Source organism: Nanhaiella sioensis, assembly GCF_046557775.1.
Taxonomy (GTDB): domain Bacteria; phylum Bacillota; class Bacilli; order Bacillales; family SM2101; genus Nanhaiella; species Nanhaiella sioensis.
Map to the genome: position 1 here is coordinate 740,206 of NZ_JBKAEG010000001.1, position 21,379 is coordinate 761,584.

A 21,379-nucleotide genomic window follows, 5' to 3' on the forward strand; every position below is an offset into this window, starting at 1 on the left:
GTATTTAAAATAAGAATTTAAAACGCATACAACTATTTCGCAGCACCTTTCTTACATTAACGATGTTATACATTCGTAAAAACTACTTTGCTTCATTGTACATATAGGGGAAAGTCTCCTGTTAAATTAATTTCGCTTTCCTCCAACACTTCTCCAACCGACTTGTGTATTTGCAGATTGATTAAAAGATTCAGCTTTCTTTCTTCCTCCGAAAAACTTTTCACCAATACCATTTAACATGACTCCCATCATAGCAGTAATACCAATGATTAGTACAGCCACTATAGCAAAATCAGTAAAATAATCAATAACCATTCCAATACCTCCATTGATATATTTCTAACGACCTTCACAAGTAATTTCCTAGTTCAACGGGGTATAATCTACATTTTCTGTATAGGAGTTACCTGCATTCCAAAGTAAAAATTCTTTTACACCATTTTCATTCAAAGCTCTAATTTGATCCTCTACTTCAGTTTTGCCATATAGTTTATAGTTACCATTTCCTAACCAAGAAGCAGTAAAATCTTGGAGCCAAGGTCTAGAGATAGGACTATTAGTTAATTCCTTTAATTTCTCAGCTTCAACCTTAATATATTCTGTAACCAGTTTATATGGCTCTAAATCAGGCTTTTGAATACCAAAATATGTTGTCCAATGACTAGGATAAATCATAGACGAAATAACGTCAACATTTGCTGATATTTTAGAAAAGTTTTGCCCTATCCCAGGAGCTTCAGGCAATGTTGCTGTATAACCAAAAATATCCACCGATACTTTTACGCCATATGGCTTAAGCTTTTCTTTTGCATAGGCAACAAAATCTGTAACTGATTGAACACGTTTTTGAACATTATCTATATCCTTGCTTGCATATTCTCCCATACTGTACGATAAAATTGAATCACGTTTTTCAAATCCTTCTGGAAATCTCACATAATCGAATTGAATTTCTTGAAAACCTAGTTTTGCTGCTTCAATTGCTATACCGACATTATAATCCCAAACTTCTTTTATGAATGGGTTAACGAACGATTCGCCCCGTCTATTTGTCCAAATATTATTTTCTTCAATAAATGACCATTCAGGATATTTATTCGCAAGGACACTGTCTTTAAATACTACAATCCGAGCAATTGGATATATTTTCTTTTCTTCTAGTGTCTTTAACATTTCTACAGGGTCTTTAATATAGTTTTTTCCAATTTCTTTATATGGTTGGTTTTCTGGTATGTATGTCATATTGCCATAATCATCTTTTATGTCTATTACCATTGCATTTAAATCCGATGAATCAACTAAATTAACTAAAGTACCAAATTTATCCCCACCCGCTGAATGGCCTGTCACATAAATCCCTCTTACTGCATCTGGGTATTCAAAGGACAACCCAGAATCATACATGTATCGAGGTAGCTGTTCAGGTAGGATCTTTTTCTTTACAACTGACCTTTTTATAACGTGATTACTTACCGAAGTTGACTCTATTTGCTTAGCATACCCATCTGTACCAAACAAAAAGAACAACATACTAGCAGTTATAAGTGTAATAAAATATCCCTTTATATTCATAAATCAGTGTTCCCCCAACTAAGATGAATTAATTTAATTATAAATCAAATAACTAATTTTTGGGGTAATGTTTAACAAATTCTTTTATTTTTTGGCTATTTTATTGCTGTAATTCGAGCATTTTAGACAAATCTATATAGTTAACCCCAACCAACTTATTATAATGAATGGTTTATCTAGCTGTTTATATTTGAGTATGACAAAATATTGCGTTTATTAGAAAATAGGACAGCTAGAAAGGTAATATACAAGTTATAAGTATAAAGTTAGCAGTAAAGGACAAGAAGTGTTAATTACTTAGGCTTGTTTCGCATTAATTGTTGCTTTTCGTACTAAGAAATAAATACGTATACACCAAGCATTCATGGCATCTTTTCTTCTCTAAAGACTACAAACACATTAGACACGTCAATTACTCAAATGTAAGTGAAAAAAGCAACATAATATACAAAAGAGCCTAAAAAAAGAAGATCCCTTAAAAAAGGGATCTATCGTTACTATTTCCGTTCTTCTTTATAACGTTTGTATTCAGACTCTGAGCAATATACGAAATGGCCTGGTTTAATTTCTCTCATTGCAGGAGCTTCAGTATCATAATTATGCTGCAAAGGGTCATAAATTATTCTGTTACGAGAGCGCTCATGTTCTGGGTCAGGCAATGGAATTGCCGATAACAGTGCTTTCGTATAAGGATGAATTGGGTCGTTATAGAGATCATCACTGCTTGCTAATTCAACAATTTTCCCACGATACATTACACCAATTCGATCGCTAATATACTTGACCATCGAAAGATCATGCGCAATAAATAAATATGTCAAACCTTTTTCTTTTTGCAACTGTTTCATCAAGTTCACAACTTGAGCTTGAATAGAAACATCCAATGCTGAAATAGGCTCGTCTGCAATGATAAATTCTGGGTCTACTGCTAGTGCCCTTGCAATCCCTATACGTTGTCTTTGTCCGCCACTGAATTCATGGGGATAACGACTCGCATGCTCTCGATTAAGTCCAACAATTTCTAGCAATTCATGGACTCTATTCATTCGATCTTGCTTAGAAGAAGCGAGACCATGGATATCAATTCCTTCTGCTATAATGTCAGATACTTTCATCCGTGGGTTAAGTGACGCATATGGATCCTGAAAGATCATCTGCATTTTTCGATTAAAAGATTTTAATTCCTTTTTGGACTTCTTCCCGTGGACATTCTCCCCACCAAAAATAACTTTGCCATCAGTTGCATCATATAAACGAATGACCGTTCTTCCTGTAGTAGATTTTCCACAACCTGATTCTCCAACTAAGCCAAACGTTTCACCTTTATATATATCAAAGGAAATACCATCAACAGCTTTTACTGTGTTTTCTTTACTAACTTTAAAATGCTGTTTAAGATCTTGAATTTCCAACAATTTTTCTCTTCTATTCGTCATTTTCATTTACCCTCTTTCATGTCTGCGTTTGAAAGATTCATATTGCTTTTTCATACGCTGCACTATTTCAGGTGGCTCAACTTTCGGTGCATTATCATGTAATAGCCATGTTTTTGCATAGTGAGTATTTGATACTTTAAACATCGGTGGTTCCATTTCAAAATCAATTTTCAGCGCGTATTCACTTCTCAATGCAAATGCATCTCCTACAGGTGGGCTAATTAAATTAGGTGGTGACCCTGGAATCGCATAAAGCTCATCCTCGCTGCCTTCAAGACTTGGCATTGACCCTAATAACCCCCATGTGTATGGATGTTCAGGACTATAAAATATTTCATCTACTGTTCCAGTTTCAACAATCTGCCCAGCATACATAACCGCAACTCGATCAGCTACATTTGCTACGACACCTAGATCATGGGTAATGAATATAACTGCCATATCCATCTTTTCTTGTAAATCCTTTAATAACTCGAGAATCTGCGCTTGAATGGTCACATCAAGAGCTGTTGTAGGCTCATCACAGATCAATAGCTTTGGACGAGATGATAATGCAATCGCAATGACAACACGCTGCCTCATACCGCCACTAAATTGGTGAGGGTATTCATCCACACGCCTTTCTGGCATTGGAATACCTACCATGTCCAGTAAATTAATCGCTTCTTTTTTTGCATCAGCTTTTGACATACTTTGATGCTTAATTAAACCTTCCATGATTTGATGTCCGACTTTCATCGTTGGATTTAATGAAGTCATCGGATCTTGGAAAATCATCCCAATATCTTTACCACGAATTTTTTCCATCTGTTTCTCTGATTTTTGGACAATGTCTTCACCATTAAACATGATTGAGCCCCGTACATACTCACCTGGAGGTGTTGGAATAAGCTTCATAATTGACTGTGTTGTCACACTTTTCCCTGAACCTGACTCACCAACGATAGCTAGCGTTTCTCCTTTGTTTACGTGAAAATTTACGCCACGGACCGCCTTTACTTCTCCTGCAAAAGTGTGAAAAGAAATAGCTAAATCGTTTACCTCTAAAATTGGCTTCATTTTTCTCCCCCCTATTTTCGTAGTCGTGGATCAAGTGCGTCTCGTAAGCCATCTCCAACAACATTAAAAGCAAAAATGGTTAAACATATAAATATAGCCGGGAAGAATAATTGCCACGGATAATATTTCATTGCTGGTACACCTTCACTTGCCATCGTTCCCCAGCTAGCGAGTGGTGCTGGTACACCAAGACCTAAATAGCTTAAGAAAGCTTCAGTGAAGATCGCTGCAGGAACCGTTAATGTCATTGTAATTAAAATGGGGCCCATTGAGTTAGGAACTAAATGTCGAGCCATAATTCTTTTCGTATTTGCACCTAGCGTTTGAGCTGCTAACACATATTCCTGCGATTTTAGTTGAAGGACTTGCCCACGAACGATTCGAGCCATATTAATCCAGCCGGTTATAGACATCGCAATAATCATTGTTGTTAAGCCTTGTTCTAATACGACCATTAGCAAAATTACAACTAACAAATATGGAACAGCTGTTAAAATATCGGCGATACGCATTAATATTTCATCCGTACGCTTGCCAAGATAACCTGCTAAACCACCCCAAATGATACCGATAATTAAATCAATTGTTGCAGCAGCTAAACCGATAAACAACGAAATTCGTGCACCATGCCAAATTCTAGTAAACACGTCACGACCTAAGCTATCAGTGCCAAACCAATGTTCACTTGAAGGTGCTTTGTTCGCTTGGGTTAAATCATTTGTCGCATAATCATATGGGGTCAAGCTTGGACCAACCCATGCCATAATTCCGAGTATGAACAATAAAAAAATACCGAATACAGCTAATTTATTGCTTTTAAAGCGTAGCCAAACATCTTTCCAAAATGTGATGCTTTTCCCTAATTTTTCTGCTTCATGTGCTTCAGATTTTGTTCTTTCGAATAATTCTTTAGGTAAGTTTTGTTGTATCGTTTGTGATTCTTCTAATTGTTTATCCATATTAATCCCCCTTCTCTTGAGCAAGCTTAATACGAGGATCAATTAATCCATATAATATATCCACTAAAAGGATTGAAACGAGTAACAATATACTATAAAACACAGTTACACCCATAATCGTTGTATAATCACGATCTGTAATCGACCGAACGAAGTGGCTACCTAACCCAGGAATACCAAATATACTCTCGATAACGAAGCTACCTGTTAATATCCCAGCAGTTAGTGGACCCATATAAGAAACTACAGGCATTAAAGCATTACGAATCGCATGCTTGACGACGATAACCGTATTCTTTATTCCTTTTGCTTTCGCCGTTCTTATATAATCTGAAGCTAAGACTTCAAGCATACTTGACCTAGTAAGTCGTGCGATAAATGCCAGCGGTGTCGACGCTAAAGCAATCGCAGGTAAAACATGGTAAGAGAATGATTCAAATCTTGCGACAGGAAATACCCCTAATTTTATCGCAAACACATATTGTAGGACCGATGCCATGATAAAGCTTGGTACAGATATCCCTAATACCGCTAAAATCATTACAGAATAGTCTTGCCATTTATTATGCCTGAGAGCTGAAATAACACCGAATAGTACACCAAAAGCAAGTGCTAGAAAGATAGCCTCCAGTCCTAGTATTAACGACACAGGGAATCCTGAATTAATAAAGTCATTTACAGATTGACCTTTGTATTTAAATGATGGGCCGAAGTCCCAGCTAGCGACTGAAACTAAATAATCAAAATATTGAACATACAATGGTTGATCAAGCCCATAATATTCATTTAATTTTTGCTGGATCTCCGGTGGTGGTGGCTTTTCCGAAGTAAATGGACCTCCAGGTGCTGCCTGCATGAGAAAGAAAGTAACCGTAACAATTAACACAAGTGCTATTAACATAAAGCCTAAACGCTTTACTATATATTTAAACAAGGGTTTACACCTCCACAATATTCTGACAAAACCCTAATCGTAAAGAATGGTATACGGAGAAATTCTCCATATACCATTACTTATTAATGCTATAAAACAGCTAATGATGTACATTTAATCATTTTAAAAAATATTATTCTTCTACGAAATAAGCCCATTTATATTGTGCATCACCTAAGCCGGATACTACAACATCTTTTAAATTATCTTTTTTCACGTACTTATTTGTGTAGTAATAAATTGGCATTGCAGGCATTTCTTCCATGAAGATTTCTTCAGCTTGTTTTAACAGATCTTTACGTTTTTCTGGATCAGTTTCCGTATTAGATTGGTTTAACAAGCTTTTATACTCTTCATTTTCCCAACGAGTGTCGTTGTTGCCACCAATTTCTTTGTAGATTTCTAAGAAGTTCATTGCATCGTTGAAATCACCTAACCATCCAAGACGAGCGATTTGGAAATCACCAGCATCCATTGCATCAAGGTGAACTGCAAACTCTTGGTTTAACAATTCAACTTCTATGCCTAGATTTTTCTTCCACATATCTTGAATAGCTTGAGCAATCTTTGCATGTGCTTCAAGAGTGTTGTATGAAAGTGTTATTGAAGGTAAATCATCAACACTTGCAAAACCTTCTTCAGCTAACCCTTCCTCTAAAAGCTGTTTAGCTGTCTCAATATCAGCATCTTTAAAGTAACCTTGATCTTCAGCTTCAGGGAAGATTGTCGGTGGTATAATTCCCAATGCTGGAATTTCTCCACCTTGAGAAATATTATCTACTATCGCTTTACGATCAATTGCATACGCGAAAGCTTTACGGATTTTTGCATTATTAAATGGTGCTTCTGATGTATTAAACTTGTACCAATAAACACCAGCAATTGGATTGATTGATAAATCACCTTGTTCCTTAAGGGTTGGCAGTGCTTCTGTTGGTAAATTACCTGTTGGGTTACCAGCCCAATCTAATTCGTCATTATCAAACATCGTTAATTCAGTATTTGCATCATTAATCATTACTATTTCAATTGTTTCAAGCTTAACATTATCCGCGTCCCAATAATGTTCGTTCTTTTCTAAAATGATCTTATCGTTATGTTCCCAAGTAGTCATTTTGAAAGGACCGTTTGATGTATAGTCGTCTCCAGCATCTAAAGCCCAATCAGCGTTAGCTTCTGAGATTTTGCTATTTACTGGATAGTAAGTATAAAATGCTGTTAATTCTAAGAAATAAGGTGTTGGATTTTCTAATTGAACTTCAAGTGTCTTATCATCAATTGCTTTGACACCCACTTCATCAATAGACACTTCACCTTTTGAAGCTGCTTCAGCATTTTTCACATAATATAATTGATATGCATAGTTTGCTTCGCCTGAATTAAGGACCCATTTCCATGCATATTCAAAATCATTAGCCGTTACAGGATCTCCATTTGACCATTTAGCGCCATCACGTAGAGTAAATGTATAAGTAAGTCCATCATCCGAAACTTCTATGTTTTCAGCCATAGCTTCTTCAGGGCTACCTTCTTTACCAATACGAGTCAATCCTTCAAACGTCTGTAGCAATACTGCTGAAGAAGTCGTATCTTCTGCTAAACCTGGATTTAAAGTACTAGGCTCAGAATTATTATTAATTCTTAAAGTTTGGTTTTCTGCTAAAGCAGCTTCACCAGTAGTACCCGTATCTTCTTCTTTAGCAGGTTCTTCTTCTGCTGCACCACATGCAGCTACGAACACGCTCAAAGCAAGAATCAATGTTAGAAGTAATGACTTTTTTGTCTTCTTCATGTTGTGTTTCTCTCCTTTTCATTCATTTTTCATGTTGAGTAGTTTTAAAACCACAGAATTTATTATACAATTTTTCCACTTGCTATGCATAAATTTTGATACGATAATGATTGATATCCCTGATACGTTTACCATTTGACACGAATAAATAGTTCTATATACCTATAAGATAGTTGTACTTATATTGTTTATTTTTGTATCTTCTTCAAAAATAAACCAATGAAATGTTTCCCTATTTGTCTTCTCCTTTCTAAATATGTATTTTTTCTCATATTAAATTGAATAAAAAAGTTCATAATTCTTTTACTGCAATAAGTTTTTTACTTACTCGGATTTACAGTCTTTAGTATGCTAATTTTCTTTGTTTTTATAATATAAAGTTTGCATTTACTATTTTTTTTTTATATAATTTTGCAATACTTATAATAATGTTAAAATGCTGGTTTTTCGTGCTTTAAACTAAAGATGATTAAATGATCAAACATCTTGCTTTTTTCATTACATAATTCGTTTTGTCATCTTGACATATTCCATTGTTCATTTTTTAGGAACTTAAATATAAGGAGTAAAATGATATGAAAACAATTTTTTCCGGCATACAGCCGAGCGGATCCATCACAATAGGAAATTACATTGGAGCAATGAAACAATTTGTAGAATTGCAGCATGAGTATCAATGTTATTTCTGTATTGTGGACTTACACGCAATTACTGTACCACAGGACAGATTACAATTAAGAAACAATACTCGAAGCTTAGCAGCTCTTTATTTAGCTGTAGGCATAGATCCTCAAAAGTCCACACTGTTCATACAATCGGAAGTACCTGCACATGCTGAAGGAGGATGGATGCTCCAATGTATTGCTCATATTGGTGAGCTAGAGCGTATGACACAGTATAAAGATAAATCATCAAATCGTAATGATGGAGTTTCTGCTGGCTTACTAACGTATCCACCTCTTATGGCTGCTGATATATTATTGTATAATACTGATCTCGTTCCGGTTGGGGAGGACCAGAAACAGCATATTGAATTAACACGTGATTTAGCCGAACGCTTTAATAAAAAATATAATGACATCTTCACCATCCCTGAAGTTCGCATATCTAAACATGGGGCTCGTGTCATGTCACTTGTAGATCCTACAAAAAAAATGAGTAAATCTGACCCAAATTCAAAATCATTTATTACATTACTTGATGATGCAAAAACAATTGAGAAAAAAATAAAAAGTGCAGTAACTGATTCAGACGGGATCGTAAAATTTGATAAAGAACAAAAACCAGGGGTTTCAAATTTACTTACGATTTATTCCGCACTAACCGATCAACCAATTTCCTCAATTGAGCAACAATATGAAGGGAAAGGTTATGGAGTATTTAAATCTGAACTAGCTGATATTGTCAAACAGTCACTAATACCGATACAAGACAAATATTATCATTTAATGGAATCTAGTAAATTGGACGACATATTAAATGAAGGCGCTGAAAAAGCAAATTATACAGCAAATAAAATGCTAAGAAAAATGAAAAATGCGATGGGGTTAGGTCGAAAGATAAGATAGATTAACAGATCTTTCTTTACCTCCATTCAACAAAAAGTGTGACGTATTAAGAATCTAACGTCGCGCTTTTTGTTTGCAAAAAACTAAACGATTAATCCACTTCTATTTACCTTCCACACATAAGTAATTTTTCGATATCAATAGTTCCCTTTTCATAAATAATGGTATAATTGCTATAATTGATTATTTTAAGGGGGATTTTTGTGTGCGAAAAAATAAGAACACGATGAAAATAGCAAAAAAACAGCCAAATCGTACAAAAACAAAGATAAATATACACGGAATTGGCATTAAAATAAATTTGCTATTTTTAGTGTCTATGATTACTACTGGTTTGTTACTTATATTAATTATTACACCGTACGTCACAAAAAAAATGGAAGAAAATATACAAACTCAATCAATGATGGTTGCTGAAACCCAGTTACAATCATTACAGGGCTACGTTAATACAACAGTTGAAGAAATAACACTCATGTCAGAAATGCTAAAAAACGAAACTGATCAAAATATTAGTAAAGGTTATTCTAGAATGCGTTCTTCAAATTCTAAATTTTTAGATATTTACCATATTAACGATCGTGGAAATGAAGAGATGAGACAAGGGTATTCTATCTCACCTTCAGATCGAAGTAATGATGAAGCATATCAGAATGCTATGCAAGCAGGTCTTTTTGTTGGCAAGGTTAAAGAAAGTAAATATACATTGGGACCTGTATTTACATTAGAAGTGTCTAAAGTAGTAACAGATTTAGTAAAAAAACCGATAGGTGTTATTGGTACATACATAGATATCCGTACTGCTTGGAGGGAACTTAGAGGAACTGCATCCGATACAGACCAAAACATGTTTCTCGTGTCATCTGAAGGGGTTGGAGTTGCCTCAGATGAACAATCTCAACTGGAAACCAATGATCAGGAATTGATGTCATTTCTTGATCACGAAGGTGTAAGTGATATGGTTGTAAAAGTAGAAGGGAACGAGTTTGCGGAAGATGCTTCCCTATTAAGTGGGGTCGGGGTGTTTAAAGATGAAAATGGTGATGAGCAAGTAACTTCTTATGTATATGATCATGAGCTAGGTATTGCCGTCTTTGTAGATACGCCTGTGTCAATCGCTTTTGGAGCAGTAACAGAAATACGAAATGTTATAATTCTTATCATCGTTATATCACAAATTGTGATTACATTTATTGCGTTTATCTTTTCAAATCGACTTGTAAAGCCATTGAAGAAATTGATGAACGTAGCTCAGCGTATTGCAAAAGGTGACTTAACGAATACGACAAACATCATGCGTAAAGATGAGATCGGTCAATTGGCCAAGTCATTTGATGATATGATTATTAGTTTAAATGGTATAGTTAGAAATACTAAAGAAGCCTCAAACGTAACCCTTAATACATCAGAACAATTGAGACAGACAGCTAACGAAGTCGCTATCTCATCTGAACAAATTACAGCAGCCATAGATGAAATTGCACAAGGCTCAGAGTATCAGGCTGCCATTAGTCAAGAAACTGACGACAAAATAGATCAGTTTATGGAGATTGCTACTCAAATAGATAAGCAAAGAAATGAGGTTGTTACTACAGCCGAAGAAACTCAAGATACGATTGTTGATAATCAAACGATTTTGGAGGATGTCATCACTGGTGTTCAAGCATTGGCTAATGCGACAGATCAATCTTCTACAGAAGTAAAAATACTAGAAGATAGGACAAATCAAATTCGTACAATTCTTGAAACTTCAAGAGATATCGCTGATCAAACAAATTTATTAGCGTTAAACGCGAGCATTGAAGCAGCACGAGCTGGTGAGCATGGTAAAGGCTTTGCAGTTGTTGCTGATGAAGTCCGAAAGCTTGCAGAAGAAAGTAGAAATGCCTCTAACAAAGTAGAAGAGATTATTTCAAGTGTGCTTGATTCCATATCGAATGTGAATAAAACAATGATACAAAGTATTGAACAAGCGCAAAAAGAAACTGAGGCAGCCGCAAAAGCAAAAACGGCTTTACTACAAATAAATGCATCGATGGATAAAGTTGTACTTACGATCAATTCTATGAATGATCTATTAGGAGAACAAAAAACAAGTGTCACTTCAATTCAAGACCATTCAAAGCAATCTTCATCTTATGCGATGGAAACAACTTCAAGTACGGAGGAAGTTGCAGCTTCAGCTACAGAAACAGCAGCTAATATGGCCACTGTTAGTGAACAAATTGAGAATTTATTGTCAATGTCACAAGAACTAAATAAATCTGTTGAAAGATTTAAAGTAAAGCAAGATAACTAGAAGAATTAACGCATTCATGTGTCTTGTATAGCTCAAAAATAGTCAGTCCCGATTCCCTATATTCATATATAGGACAAGGGACTGACTATTTTTAAGTTCTCCTTCTTATCGAGCTGATTTTGGGTTAAAGGCATCTTTTAAGCCCTCTCCTATAAAATTAATAGATAAAATAGTTAACGTTAATATTGTTGCAGGAGGCACCCAAATCCATTGCTTGTTTTGAAGTGTATCCGTTTCTCTAGCAACTGACAACATATTTCCCCAACTTGGGACGGTTTGTGGAACTCCAAAGCCAAGAAAGCTTAAGCCTGTCTCGGCAACGATCATACTTGCAAATAAGAGCGATGCTTGAACAATAATTGTTGATCCTACATTCGGGAGCAAATGCCTTATAATAACTTTAATTGGTGAACACCCGATTGATTGTGCTGCTAAAATATACTCATTTTCTTTTTCAGCAAGTATTTTACTCCGTACTATTCTTGCAACGCCTCCCCATGCTAGTACACTAATAATACCAATCAATACCCAAACACCATTTACTTTCCCTATAAAAATAGAATTTACTACAATTACGAATACTAAAAAAGGAAAATTTAAAATAAAGTCAGTAAATCTCATTAAAGCTCCATCAACAAAACCTCCGAAATACCCTGCAATCGACCCAATAATGGTTCCTAGCAATATGATCAAGAATGTACACGACATACCAATCACTAACGATATTCTACCACCATAAAGCAAGCGAGTGAAAACGTCGCGCCCGCTTTTATCAGTTCCAAACCAATGATCTGTTGAAGGGGCAAGTCCCATCTCCCCTACATTCACTCTTGTAATATCAGCAGTCGTTACATACGGTGCTAAAAACGATATGATACATATGAAAACAAGAAAAACAGCGCTGATCATGGCAAGTTTATTCTTTAAGAATTTACGACGAGCAATGGCCCAAGGGGATTGATTCTTTCTTGCTTTTTTCACCTTGGTTGTTTGATCTGTTTCTACTTCCATACAACCATTCCTCCTACTCTACTCTAATTCGAGGATCGACTATACCGTATAAAATATCTGCTATTAAGTTACCTATTAACGTTAATAGTGACAACATCATTACGATCGCCATCACAACTGCATAATCTCTACTATTTATAGATCCTATGAATAAATTACCTATACCTGGATAAGAAAAAATTGTTTCTGTAATAATCGCACCACCTACAAGTGCTGCAAAATCAAACCCTAAAAAGGTAACAAGCGGAATGATTGAATTTCTTAAAATATGTTTATTATAAATTGTTGATTCTTTCGTCCCCTTCGCTCTAGCTGTTCGAACAAAATCTTTACGACTACTTTCGATAATATCATTACGTAAAAACTGCGTATACGACGCCGTACTAAATGCTCCTAGTACGATTGCGGGTAATAAGACATGATGTAATCTACTTTGCCAATATGCTAGTGTACCTTCTTCTAGACCGATCGTGACTGAACCATGTGAAGGAAACCAACCGAGTTCAAATGCAAAGAAATATATTGAGACGATAGCAGCAACAAATGAAGGAATTGCTAAAACTAAATAGTTAAAGCCACCTATCGTATGGTCAGCAATTGTATAAGGCTTTCTCCCCGCATAACTTCCCATAAAAAAAGCGAGAATATAAGTAATTAATAAAGAAGTAACGCCTAGCAAAATTGTATTAGGTAAACGCTCAAAAATGACTTGTTCTGCTGGAATTTTATATTTTGTAGATTTTCCAAAATCACCTTGAACAAAGTTTGTTATCCAACGCTGATACTGAACAGGAATTGGATCATTGTATCCTAGTTTTTCTCTCATTTCCTCAATATACTCTGGATTAGTATTTGACGGATCTATTTCTCCACCAAGTGGATCCCCTGGCATGAGCATTGCCAGGGAAAACACTACAAAGGAGATAAGGAGTAACATCGGTATCATGCCAAGTAATCTTCTTAGTATGAATTTAATCATCATCATTCTCCTTATCTAGCATTATCGAAAATTGTTACTCTGAAATATACCAAAGGTGAACATCATTTTGTGCACCTACTGAGTTAATATGTGTCCCTTGAAGCCTATTATTCACTGCCCATAGGTCATACAACTCCATAATTGGTAACACTGGCACTTCTTCATTAAAGAATTGCTGCCATTCTTTATAGATTTCCATGCGTTTTTCCGTATCAGTACCTACAATTTCCATATCTAATGCATCGTCTAACAGTCGGTCATTTTCAGCATCTACCCAACGAGTGTAATTGAACTTAGCATCCGATCCCCATAATGGTGATGGATCTGGGTCTGTCCCGGTATACCAACCACCATAGAAGACTTCAAGCTCTCGGTCATCATTTTCAAGCATGTCATAATATAAATTGACTTCAATTAAACCACCAGTCGCAAACTGAGCATCAAGCCCAATGTCTTGCCAATATTGAAGGATTGCTTGTGCACGTGCTTCATAAGTCGGATTACTCGTTGCATAATGTCCAAACTTAACGGTGAATTTTTCACCAGCAGGATTATCTCTCAATCCATCACCATCAACGTCAACATAACCTGCTTCATCTAGTAACTCCATTGCTTTTTCAGGACTATATTCAAATTGATTCGTTAGTATGGCATTTTCAGCAGCAATCCAGTGCACAGAAGGAACGGGTCTATTAACTGGTTGTGCTAAGCCACTGAAAAATGCATCAACCCAAGCTTGACGGTCAATTGCGTACAACATCGCTTGCCGTAGTTTTTTATCCTGATATTTCTCAATATTCATGACGTTTTTATCGCCATCCCACTCTCCCATTTTGAAGCCAATATAGTAATATGATAATCCTGGTATTTCTAATAAATCGATGTTATTTAATGCTTCAACTTCGCCTAAATTTGAAGGATGAACACCCATCATATCTACTTCGCCATTCTCAAGTAAGCCTTTCGTTAACGAGCTGTCTATCACTTTAACTACAACCCCATCTAAATATGGCCTTCCTTGATAATAGTCATCAAAGCGCTCCATCTCAAAATATTCGCCAGGAACAATTTTCTTTACTTTAAATGGACCTAATCCAACTGGATTTTGACGAACCTGAGGTGATCCAGACATATCTTTCACTTCGATTCCTGCAAATTCTGTTCTATTCATTGGATATGTCCACAAATTCTCTAAATTATTGACTCGAGCCTTATCAAATGTAATTTCAATTGTATAATCGTCAATGACATTTAAGCCACTTATATTGTCAGCTTCTCCAGCGCGAAATTCTTGCGCACCTACGATATCACTTACATTCACAAAACGAACTCCGTCATAGTCTGGATGTGCGATCGTTTCCAATGAAAATACCCAATCGTGAACAGTCAATTCATCTCCATTATGCCATTTTACCCCTTGTTGGAATGTGAAAGTGTAGTTAATGTTGTCGTCTGTTGTCCAGTCAGCTATACCTGGAACGTATTGGAGATTATCGTCAACACCAATTAAATTTTCATCAAAAAAAGATAAAATATCACCGTCAACAGACCCATCATAAAAAGCAAAGTTAAATAAACCATCAAATTCTGATTCTACAGCGTACGTTGCCACTCCACCTTCAGTAGGCCCCTCTTCTACCACTTCTTCTTCATTTTCTTCTGTCACTTCTTCTTCATTTTCTTCTGTCACAGGATCCTGACTATCTCCGCTTGTTGATTCACCATCATCACCTCCGTTACACGCAGCTAGGAAAAATGAAAGTACTAATAGCAATGACATAACAGTTAACTTATGTTTTTTCACAAAAACACCCCCGAGTTATAATTTTTCCCCTAAATTCACGTTGCTTAACTTGGCTGTTTTCTTATGAGATATTGCTTTAATACAGAAAGATAGCTACATATATCGAATGGTTGATGCCATCTTGCCATCTCTAAAATAGTTGGATATTCTTATCCTCATCTAGCTAATAAATAGTGAATAAAACGAAAAGAGCCTTTAATATAGATGACAAGCAACTGAATGTCCTTGTTTCACCTCCTTTAAAGACGGCTTCACTTGTTCGCACTCCGGCTTTGCGTGTACACAACGAGGGTGAAATGGACAGCCTGTTGGAGGATTTGCCGGACTAGGGACATCTCCATGTAAAATAATACGCTCTTTCTTTGCCATAGGGTCTGGTTGTGGAATTGCTGATATAAGTGCTTGTGTATATGGATGTAGCGGCATTGAGTATAAACTATGATTTTCACCGATTTCTACTATTCTACCTAAATACATTACTCCAATCCGGTCACTCATATGTTTCACTACACTTAAATCATGTGCAATAAATAAATAAGTTAAGTTGAAAGCACTTTGTAGTTCTTTAAGTAAATTAAGGACTTGTGATTGCACAGATACATCTAGCGCAGATACAGGCTCATCAGCTATGATAAATTTTGGCTTTAATGCTAGCGCCCTTGCGATGCCAATACGCTGCCTCTGACCACCAGAAAACTCATGGGGATATTTGAAATAACAGTCCCTAGGTAAGCCGACTTTTTCTAGCAGATTCATAACCTCATCTTTTAAATCTCTTTTAGTGATTTTAGAATAATTTCGTATAGGCTCAGAAATGATATCACCAATCATTTGTTTCGGATTTAATGACGCATATGGATCCTGAAAGATCATTTGAAAATTACGTCTTAATTTTTGTAATGAACTTCCTCCAACTTTAGTAATATCTTGTCCTTCAAATACAATACTTCCATCTGTTGGGGCTATCAACCTTAGCAACGTTCGGCCAGTTGTAGACTTCCCACAGCCTGATTCTCCAACGAGGCCAAATGTTTCACCTCTTTTGATAGCAAATGATACATCGTCAACTGCTTTTACTTGCCCAACAGTTCTACGAAAAAATCCTCCTTTTATTGGGTAATATGTTTTTAAGTTCTTAATTTCAACTAGAGAGTTTTCATTATCCATTGCTCTTAACATGTCTTACCCTCACTTCTTTAATTGACTAGTTTCATATAGTAAACACGAAACAAAATGTGATTGATCAGTTTCTACTAACTGTGGAGCTACAACTTTGCATTGTTCTTTCACTTCTTGACAACGGTTCGCAAACCTACATCCGACATCAGGCATACGAGTAATAGAAGGAACGATCCCTTCAATAGAACCTAATTTCTCAACTACGGTATCCATTTTAGGGATGGATTCCAATAGAGCTTTTGTATATGGATGCTGTGGTTTACTAAATAACGTCTCAACGTCCGCAGATTCTACAATCTTTCCAGCATACATTACGAGTACTTCATCACACATTTCAGCAACAACACCCAAATCATGAGTAATTAATATAATTGACATATCATTGACTTCTTGAATATCCTTAAGCAATTCTAAAATTTGTGCTTGCACAGTAACATCCAAAGCCGTCGTAGGTTCATCTGCAATGAGAAGTTTTGGTTGGCATGCAATTGCCATCGCAATCATGACCCTTTGTCTCATTCCTCCTGACAATTGATGTGGATATTCATCAACCACCTTTTCCGGTCTAGAAATTCCAACGCTTTTCAAGAGGGCAATGCTTTTATCTCTTGCCATCTTCTTAGAAATCTTCAAATGATTTAACAGAACTTCCTGCACCTGGGAACCTATCGTAAAGACTGGATTTAGCGCTGTCATAGGTTCTTGAAATATCATAGTTATGTCTTTTCCACGAATACTATTTAGCTCCTTGTCACCCATCTTCTCTATATGTTTTCCCTCAAAAAAAATCTCACCGTTAATTTTCCCGATACCCTTCGGTAACAGTGACATAATAGATAATGACATTACACTTTTTCCACAGCCTGATTCTCCAACAATACCCACAATTTGCTTTGGCTTCACAGTAAATGACACTTGATCCACAGCATTATAGTATTCTCCATCTACTTGAAAAGCTGTCTCTAAATTTCTTACTTCTAATAGTGGTGATACCGATCTTGAATGAGAAATTATACCCATAGTACACCTCAATTTTTTTGACTCTTTTCGGTATTTTGTGGGGTTCTTCTTATTAACTACAACAACTAGACTAAAATTTCCGATTGAATAATAGCTATAAACTCTAGTTGTATAACTGTTGATTCCAAGTTCGAAAATAGTCATTTTTTATGTGAAATTTCATAATTTTCAATTCACATTCAATATATTACAAGCATTACAAATACATTACAAAATTTAGTTATTTATCAAAAATTTGTGAGCTTTATAAAAGTAGAGAAGGTATATTCCCCCCAATCCCAATATCCTATTCTTTATTACCCATTGTTACATCTATTTTTCGATACAAAATCTAGGCTCTTTTCGTAAACTTTGATAATATTATTATCGAACTAATATGAATAATGTGATTTACATTGTTAGTCATCGTGGTACAGAAAAAAGTTGCCACGAACTTTAGTTGTGTACATGTTTATTTCTATTACAAAAAATAATGTGAGAAAAGCAAAAAAAAAGTAATCGGATCATAGCCCGATTACTTTGTTAATTTACTTTTGACTCTTGTTCTAGCTCCCACAATTTTTCAAAAAATGGTTGTCCTTTTATTAAGTTTTCACATAAGAGCTCATGTTTACTACTCCAGCCCGTTTTTGCTTCCTCATATAAACTATACCAAGCTTCTTTAAAAGTCATTTGTTGTATATTTTCATAATGTTGTGGTTTCCATTCAGTATACCAATATCTTATTTGTGCAGCATTTTTCGTTTGATATAGCTGATCTAAGGCCATAAACAATAGCTGTTTAAGTTGTCTTTCTTTTCTCGTTAGTCCGCTCATCAGCTCCGGTTCAAGCGAAAGAATATGGTATTCCTTTTCCTCATTATGATGAAGTTCTATCGCATATGTGTCTTGTTCTTTATCTTGGACCATTTCATATACCAATTGCTCTTGTCTTGGTATAAGCCTGCTTTTTCTTATAGGTATATGATATCCTATTGTATCAATCGCAATAATCCCTGACCCATCTGTTACAACAAAACAATACTCTAATTGTTTCCGTTCATGATTTTTCCGAATGAATGCTTTCTTATGTACATCTTCTAGCAGTTGTGCAGGTAATTCCATTAAATCATTTTCAATATAAGCATAGAGTAATGGATCAACCTTAATCAATGGAACTTGATCTAATAACTCCACACTATCGTCACTTCTCCATTCGTGAAAGTGACATACATTATATCCGTTTTCTTCACCTTCAAACCAGTTTACCCAAACATCATGAAGATACAACATACTTTTACCCCTCACTTCACTACTGTTTGTCAACAGTATAGGCAGAGTACTATAAATTTATTCCATTATTTGAAACTAATCGATGCTGTTTTTCTACTTATACATATTTTAGAAAGTAAAAGTGACCATTTTCTGTTAACATAATTACTATTCTTCATTATCAAATTGTAAATAAATGCTAAGCCAAATAATACAGATTCCTATTACTAATAAATAACTTTCTACCCTTTTGCTAATAAATATGACATAGTCAATAACTCCTACACCGAGTGTGAGCAAATTCAAGTAAGCTATAATACTAATTCCCCCGGCAACACAAAGACCAAATCCTACAAGAAACAAAAACAGGCGGTACATAATTTAGCTCACACTCCTCTTATTGTTATTAACACCAAAATTATTGCCAATTGATATATATATAGTGAAATAGCACATTTCTGTCGAATATAGCAAATAACTGTAAACGGATTAATACTTGTCCTATGGAACTTATTCATATATATGAAACGAAAATAAAAAAAAGTAGTCAAAAAAAAATCTATCACTATTAAAGTGATAGATTTTTTTAATTATCGGCTAGATTTCGGGTTAAATGCATCCTTCAAGCCTTCACCCACAAAATTAATTGAAAGAATCGTTAAAGCAATTGCTAAGCCTGGTGGAAGCCATATCCACCACTTATATTGTAAAACATCTGGGCTACGTGCTTCTTGAAGCATATTACCCCAGCTCGGAGTTGTCATAGGAACACCAAAACCAAGGAAACTTAAGCCAGTTTCAACAACTATCATTACCGCCAATAAGAGTGTTGCTTGTACGATAATAATAGACATGATATTTGGAAATAAATGCTTTCTAATAACTTTCGCTGGTGAACAACCAATTGATATTGCACTAAGAATATACTCATTTTCCTTTTCAGCTAATACTCGTCCTCGGACTATACGAGCCATACCTGTCCAGCTTAATATACTAATAACAAAAATGAGAACAGCAATACCTGATTCAATAAAAATCGCTTTCAATACGATTACAAACGGTAAGAACGGAAATATTAGAACAAAATCCGTAAATCTCATAAGTACTGAATCAACCTTACCTCCGAAAAATCCAGAGGTAGCACCAATAATTGTACCGATAATAGTAAGGATTAGCGTAATTGAAAACGCGAGTAATAATGATGTCTTTCCTCCGTGAAGAACACGGTCAAATACTTCTCTCCCAGCTTTGTCAGTACCGAACCAATGCTCAGATGATGGTTCCTGACTAAGTTGACTTGTGTTGATAATATTCGTTTCTTCCATCGGTACCGTTAACGGTTCAGCTAACATACTTACAGTAGTAATAAATAGCAAGAATATTAAGCTAATCATAGCTGGCTTATTACGTAAAAATTTTCGTCGAGCTATTGCCCACGGTGATTGTTTTTTGGGACGTTTTGTTTGTGGTATAACAGAGTTTGCTTGATTTGACACTGATGGTTCCATCTTTTTCACCTCACTAACCTAAACGGATTCTCGGATCAACTATCCCATAAAGTAAATCCGCTAATAAATTACCAATTAACGCCATCATTGACAGTAGCATAGTGATTGCCATTAAAACTGAATAGTCTCGGCTATTCATCGACTCAAAAAACAAGTTACCAATGCCTGGATATGTGAAAATTGATTCAACGATGATTGCCCCACTTAATAAAGATGCGATATCAAAACCTAATAATGTTACGATCGGTATAAGAGAGTTGCGTAGTATATGCTTATTATAAATAGTACTCTCTTTTGTACCTTTCGCTCTCGCTGTACGAACGTAATCTTTACGTGAGCTTTCGATAATATCATTTCGTAAAAATTGCGTATAACTAGCTGTAGCCATTGCACCTAATACTAAAGCAGGTAAAATCGTATGCTTTAATTTACTCATATAATATTCCAGAGTCCCAGCTTCTACACCAGCACCGATACTACCAGTTGCCGGTACCCAGCCTAATTTAATAGCAAACACGTAAATAGCAACTAATGCCGCAACAAAACTTGGAATCGCTAAGGCAATATAATTATAGGTTGAGATAAAATAATCTCCTTTTTTATAAGGATATCTTCCTGCATGTCTCCCCATCAAAAATGACAAAACATAAGCAATTAGAAGTGCAGATATTGCGAGTAAGAGTGTGTTTGGAAAGCGAGAAAATACTAGCTCAGATACATCACGTTTATGAACAAATGAATCTCCGAAATCTCCTTGTAGAACGCCACTTATCCAACGAAAATATTGCTCGTGAATTGGATCATTTAAACCCATTTTTTCACGCATCTCTGCAATATATTCTGGATCAGAATTGAGCGGATCAACTTTACCCGAAAGGGCATCCCCTGGCATTAGCTTAGCCAGGGTAAATACCACTACGGAGATAAGGAAAAGTAACGGAATCATTCCTAATAGTCTACGAATCGTATATTGTAGCATGTCGGATCTCCTTATCGTACAGTTTCAAA

General features: G+C 35.7%; 18 protein-coding genes. 2 read left to right on the plus strand and 16 right to left on the minus strand.

The window, feature by feature from the left end; genetic code table 11:
- Window positions 1-126 precede the first annotated feature (126 nt).
- The 7 genes from V1503_RS03515 to V1503_RS03545 form a co-directional block, all read right to left on the minus strand.
- Window positions 127-315 carry a hypothetical protein gene (locus V1503_RS03515; protein WP_214483286.1) on the minus strand — a complete coding sequence of 63 codons (189 nt, stop codon included), beginning with the start codon at window positions 313-315 and terminating at the stop codon, window positions 127-129.
- Window positions 316-363: 48 nt separating this feature from the next.
- A complete protein-coding gene (locus V1503_RS03520) occupies window positions 364-1,572 on the minus strand; it encodes a putative glycoside hydrolase (protein WP_410624884.1) in 1,209 nt (402 codons plus the stop codon).
- A gap of 497 nt (window positions 1,573-2,069) precedes the next feature.
- Window positions 2,070-3,008 (minus strand): ABC transporter ATP-binding protein, encoded by a 939-nt coding sequence (locus tag V1503_RS03525; RefSeq protein WP_320259166.1) that lies wholly within the window; start codon window positions 3,006-3,008, stop codon window positions 2,070-2,072.
- Between the two features lie 6 nt (window positions 3,009-3,014).
- Window positions 3,015-4,067: an ABC transporter ATP-binding protein gene (locus V1503_RS03530; RefSeq protein ID WP_410624886.1), complete on the minus strand. Its 1,053-nt coding sequence runs from the start codon at window positions 4,065-4,067 to the stop codon at window positions 3,015-3,017.
- 11 nt (window positions 4,068-4,078) lie between these two features.
- The gene (locus V1503_RS03535) at window positions 4,079-5,026 is read right to left on the minus strand and encodes an ABC transporter permease (RefSeq protein ID WP_410624888.1); all 948 of its coding nucleotides are present in this window, start codon (window positions 5,024-5,026) and stop codon (window positions 4,079-4,081) included.
- Between the two features lies 1 nt (window position 5,027).
- On the minus strand, window positions 5,028-5,960 hold the full coding sequence (locus V1503_RS03540; protein WP_320258251.1) for an ABC transporter permease: 933 nt from the start codon (window positions 5,958-5,960) through the stop codon (window positions 5,028-5,030).
- 133 nt (window positions 5,961-6,093) lie between these two features.
- Window positions 6,094-7,752, minus strand: a complete 1,659-nt coding sequence (locus V1503_RS03545) for a peptide ABC transporter substrate-binding protein (RefSeq protein ID WP_410624891.1) — start codon at window positions 7,750-7,752, stop codon at window positions 6,094-6,096.
- Window positions 7,753-8,327: 575 nt separating this feature from the next.
- On the opposite strand from V1503_RS03545, the gene trpS reads away from it, so the two are divergent.
- Both trpS and V1503_RS25145 read left to right on the plus strand, forming a co-directional pair.
- Window positions 8,328-9,320 (plus strand): tryptophan--tRNA ligase, encoded by a 993-nt coding sequence (gene trpS, locus V1503_RS03550; protein ID WP_410624893.1) that lies wholly within the window; start codon window positions 8,328-8,330, stop codon window positions 9,318-9,320.
- A gap of 205 nt (window positions 9,321-9,525) precedes the next feature.
- A complete protein-coding gene (locus tag V1503_RS25145) occupies window positions 9,526-11,619 on the plus strand; it encodes a methyl-accepting chemotaxis protein (protein ID WP_496113357.1) in 2,094 nt (697 codons plus the stop codon).
- A gap of 105 nt (window positions 11,620-11,724) precedes the next feature.
- Here V1503_RS25145 and opp4C (V1503_RS03565) read toward each other — a convergent pair whose 3' ends face one another.
- The 9 genes from opp4C (V1503_RS03565) to opp4B (V1503_RS03600) all read right to left on the minus strand — a co-directional run bounded on the left by opp4C (V1503_RS03565) (window position 11,725) and on the right by opp4B (V1503_RS03600) (window position 21,350).
- Entirely contained in the window at window positions 11,725-12,630 is a 906-nt protein-coding gene (opp4C, locus tag V1503_RS03565; RefSeq protein ID WP_214482611.1) for an oligopeptide ABC transporter permease, read from the minus strand.
- A 13-nt stretch (window positions 12,631-12,643) separates the two neighbouring features.
- Window positions 12,644-13,609: an oligopeptide ABC transporter permease gene (gene opp4B / locus V1503_RS03570; protein ID WP_214482610.1), complete on the minus strand. Its 966-nt coding sequence runs from the start codon at window positions 13,607-13,609 to the stop codon at window positions 12,644-12,646.
- Window positions 13,610-13,643: 34 nt separating this feature from the next.
- Window positions 13,644-15,413: an oligopeptide ABC transporter substrate-binding protein gene (opp4A, locus tag V1503_RS03575; protein ID WP_410624896.1), complete on the minus strand. Its 1,770-nt coding sequence runs from the start codon at window positions 15,411-15,413 to the stop codon at window positions 13,644-13,646.
- 195 nt (window positions 15,414-15,608) lie between these two features.
- Window positions 15,609-16,592 (minus strand): ABC transporter ATP-binding protein, encoded by a 984-nt coding sequence (locus tag V1503_RS03580; protein WP_410624898.1) that lies wholly within the window; start codon window positions 16,590-16,592, stop codon window positions 15,609-15,611.
- Between the two features lie 9 nt (window positions 16,593-16,601).
- Window positions 16,602-17,612, minus strand: a complete 1,011-nt coding sequence (locus V1503_RS03585) for an ABC transporter ATP-binding protein (protein ID WP_410624900.1) — start codon at window positions 17,610-17,612, stop codon at window positions 16,602-16,604.
- 522 nt (window positions 17,613-18,134) lie between these two features.
- Entirely contained in the window at window positions 18,135-18,884 is a 750-nt protein-coding gene (locus tag V1503_RS03590) for a YjbA family protein (protein WP_214482606.1), read from the minus strand.
- Window positions 18,885-19,031: 147 nt separating this feature from the next.
- Window positions 19,032-19,241 carry a YuzI family membrane protein gene (locus V1503_RS25150; protein ID WP_250886634.1) on the minus strand — a complete coding sequence of 70 codons (210 nt, stop codon included), beginning with the start codon at window positions 19,239-19,241 and terminating at the stop codon, window positions 19,032-19,034.
- Between the two features lie 212 nt (window positions 19,242-19,453).
- Window positions 19,454-20,371 carry an oligopeptide ABC transporter permease gene (gene opp4C, locus V1503_RS03595; RefSeq protein ID WP_410624903.1) on the minus strand — a complete coding sequence of 306 codons (918 nt, stop codon included), beginning with the start codon at window positions 20,369-20,371 and terminating at the stop codon, window positions 19,454-19,456.
- A 13-nt stretch (window positions 20,372-20,384) separates the two neighbouring features.
- Window positions 20,385-21,350 (minus strand): oligopeptide ABC transporter permease, encoded by a 966-nt coding sequence (opp4B, locus tag V1503_RS03600; protein WP_410624905.1) that lies wholly within the window; start codon window positions 21,348-21,350, stop codon window positions 20,385-20,387.
- Window positions 21,351-21,379 lie beyond the last annotated feature (29 nt).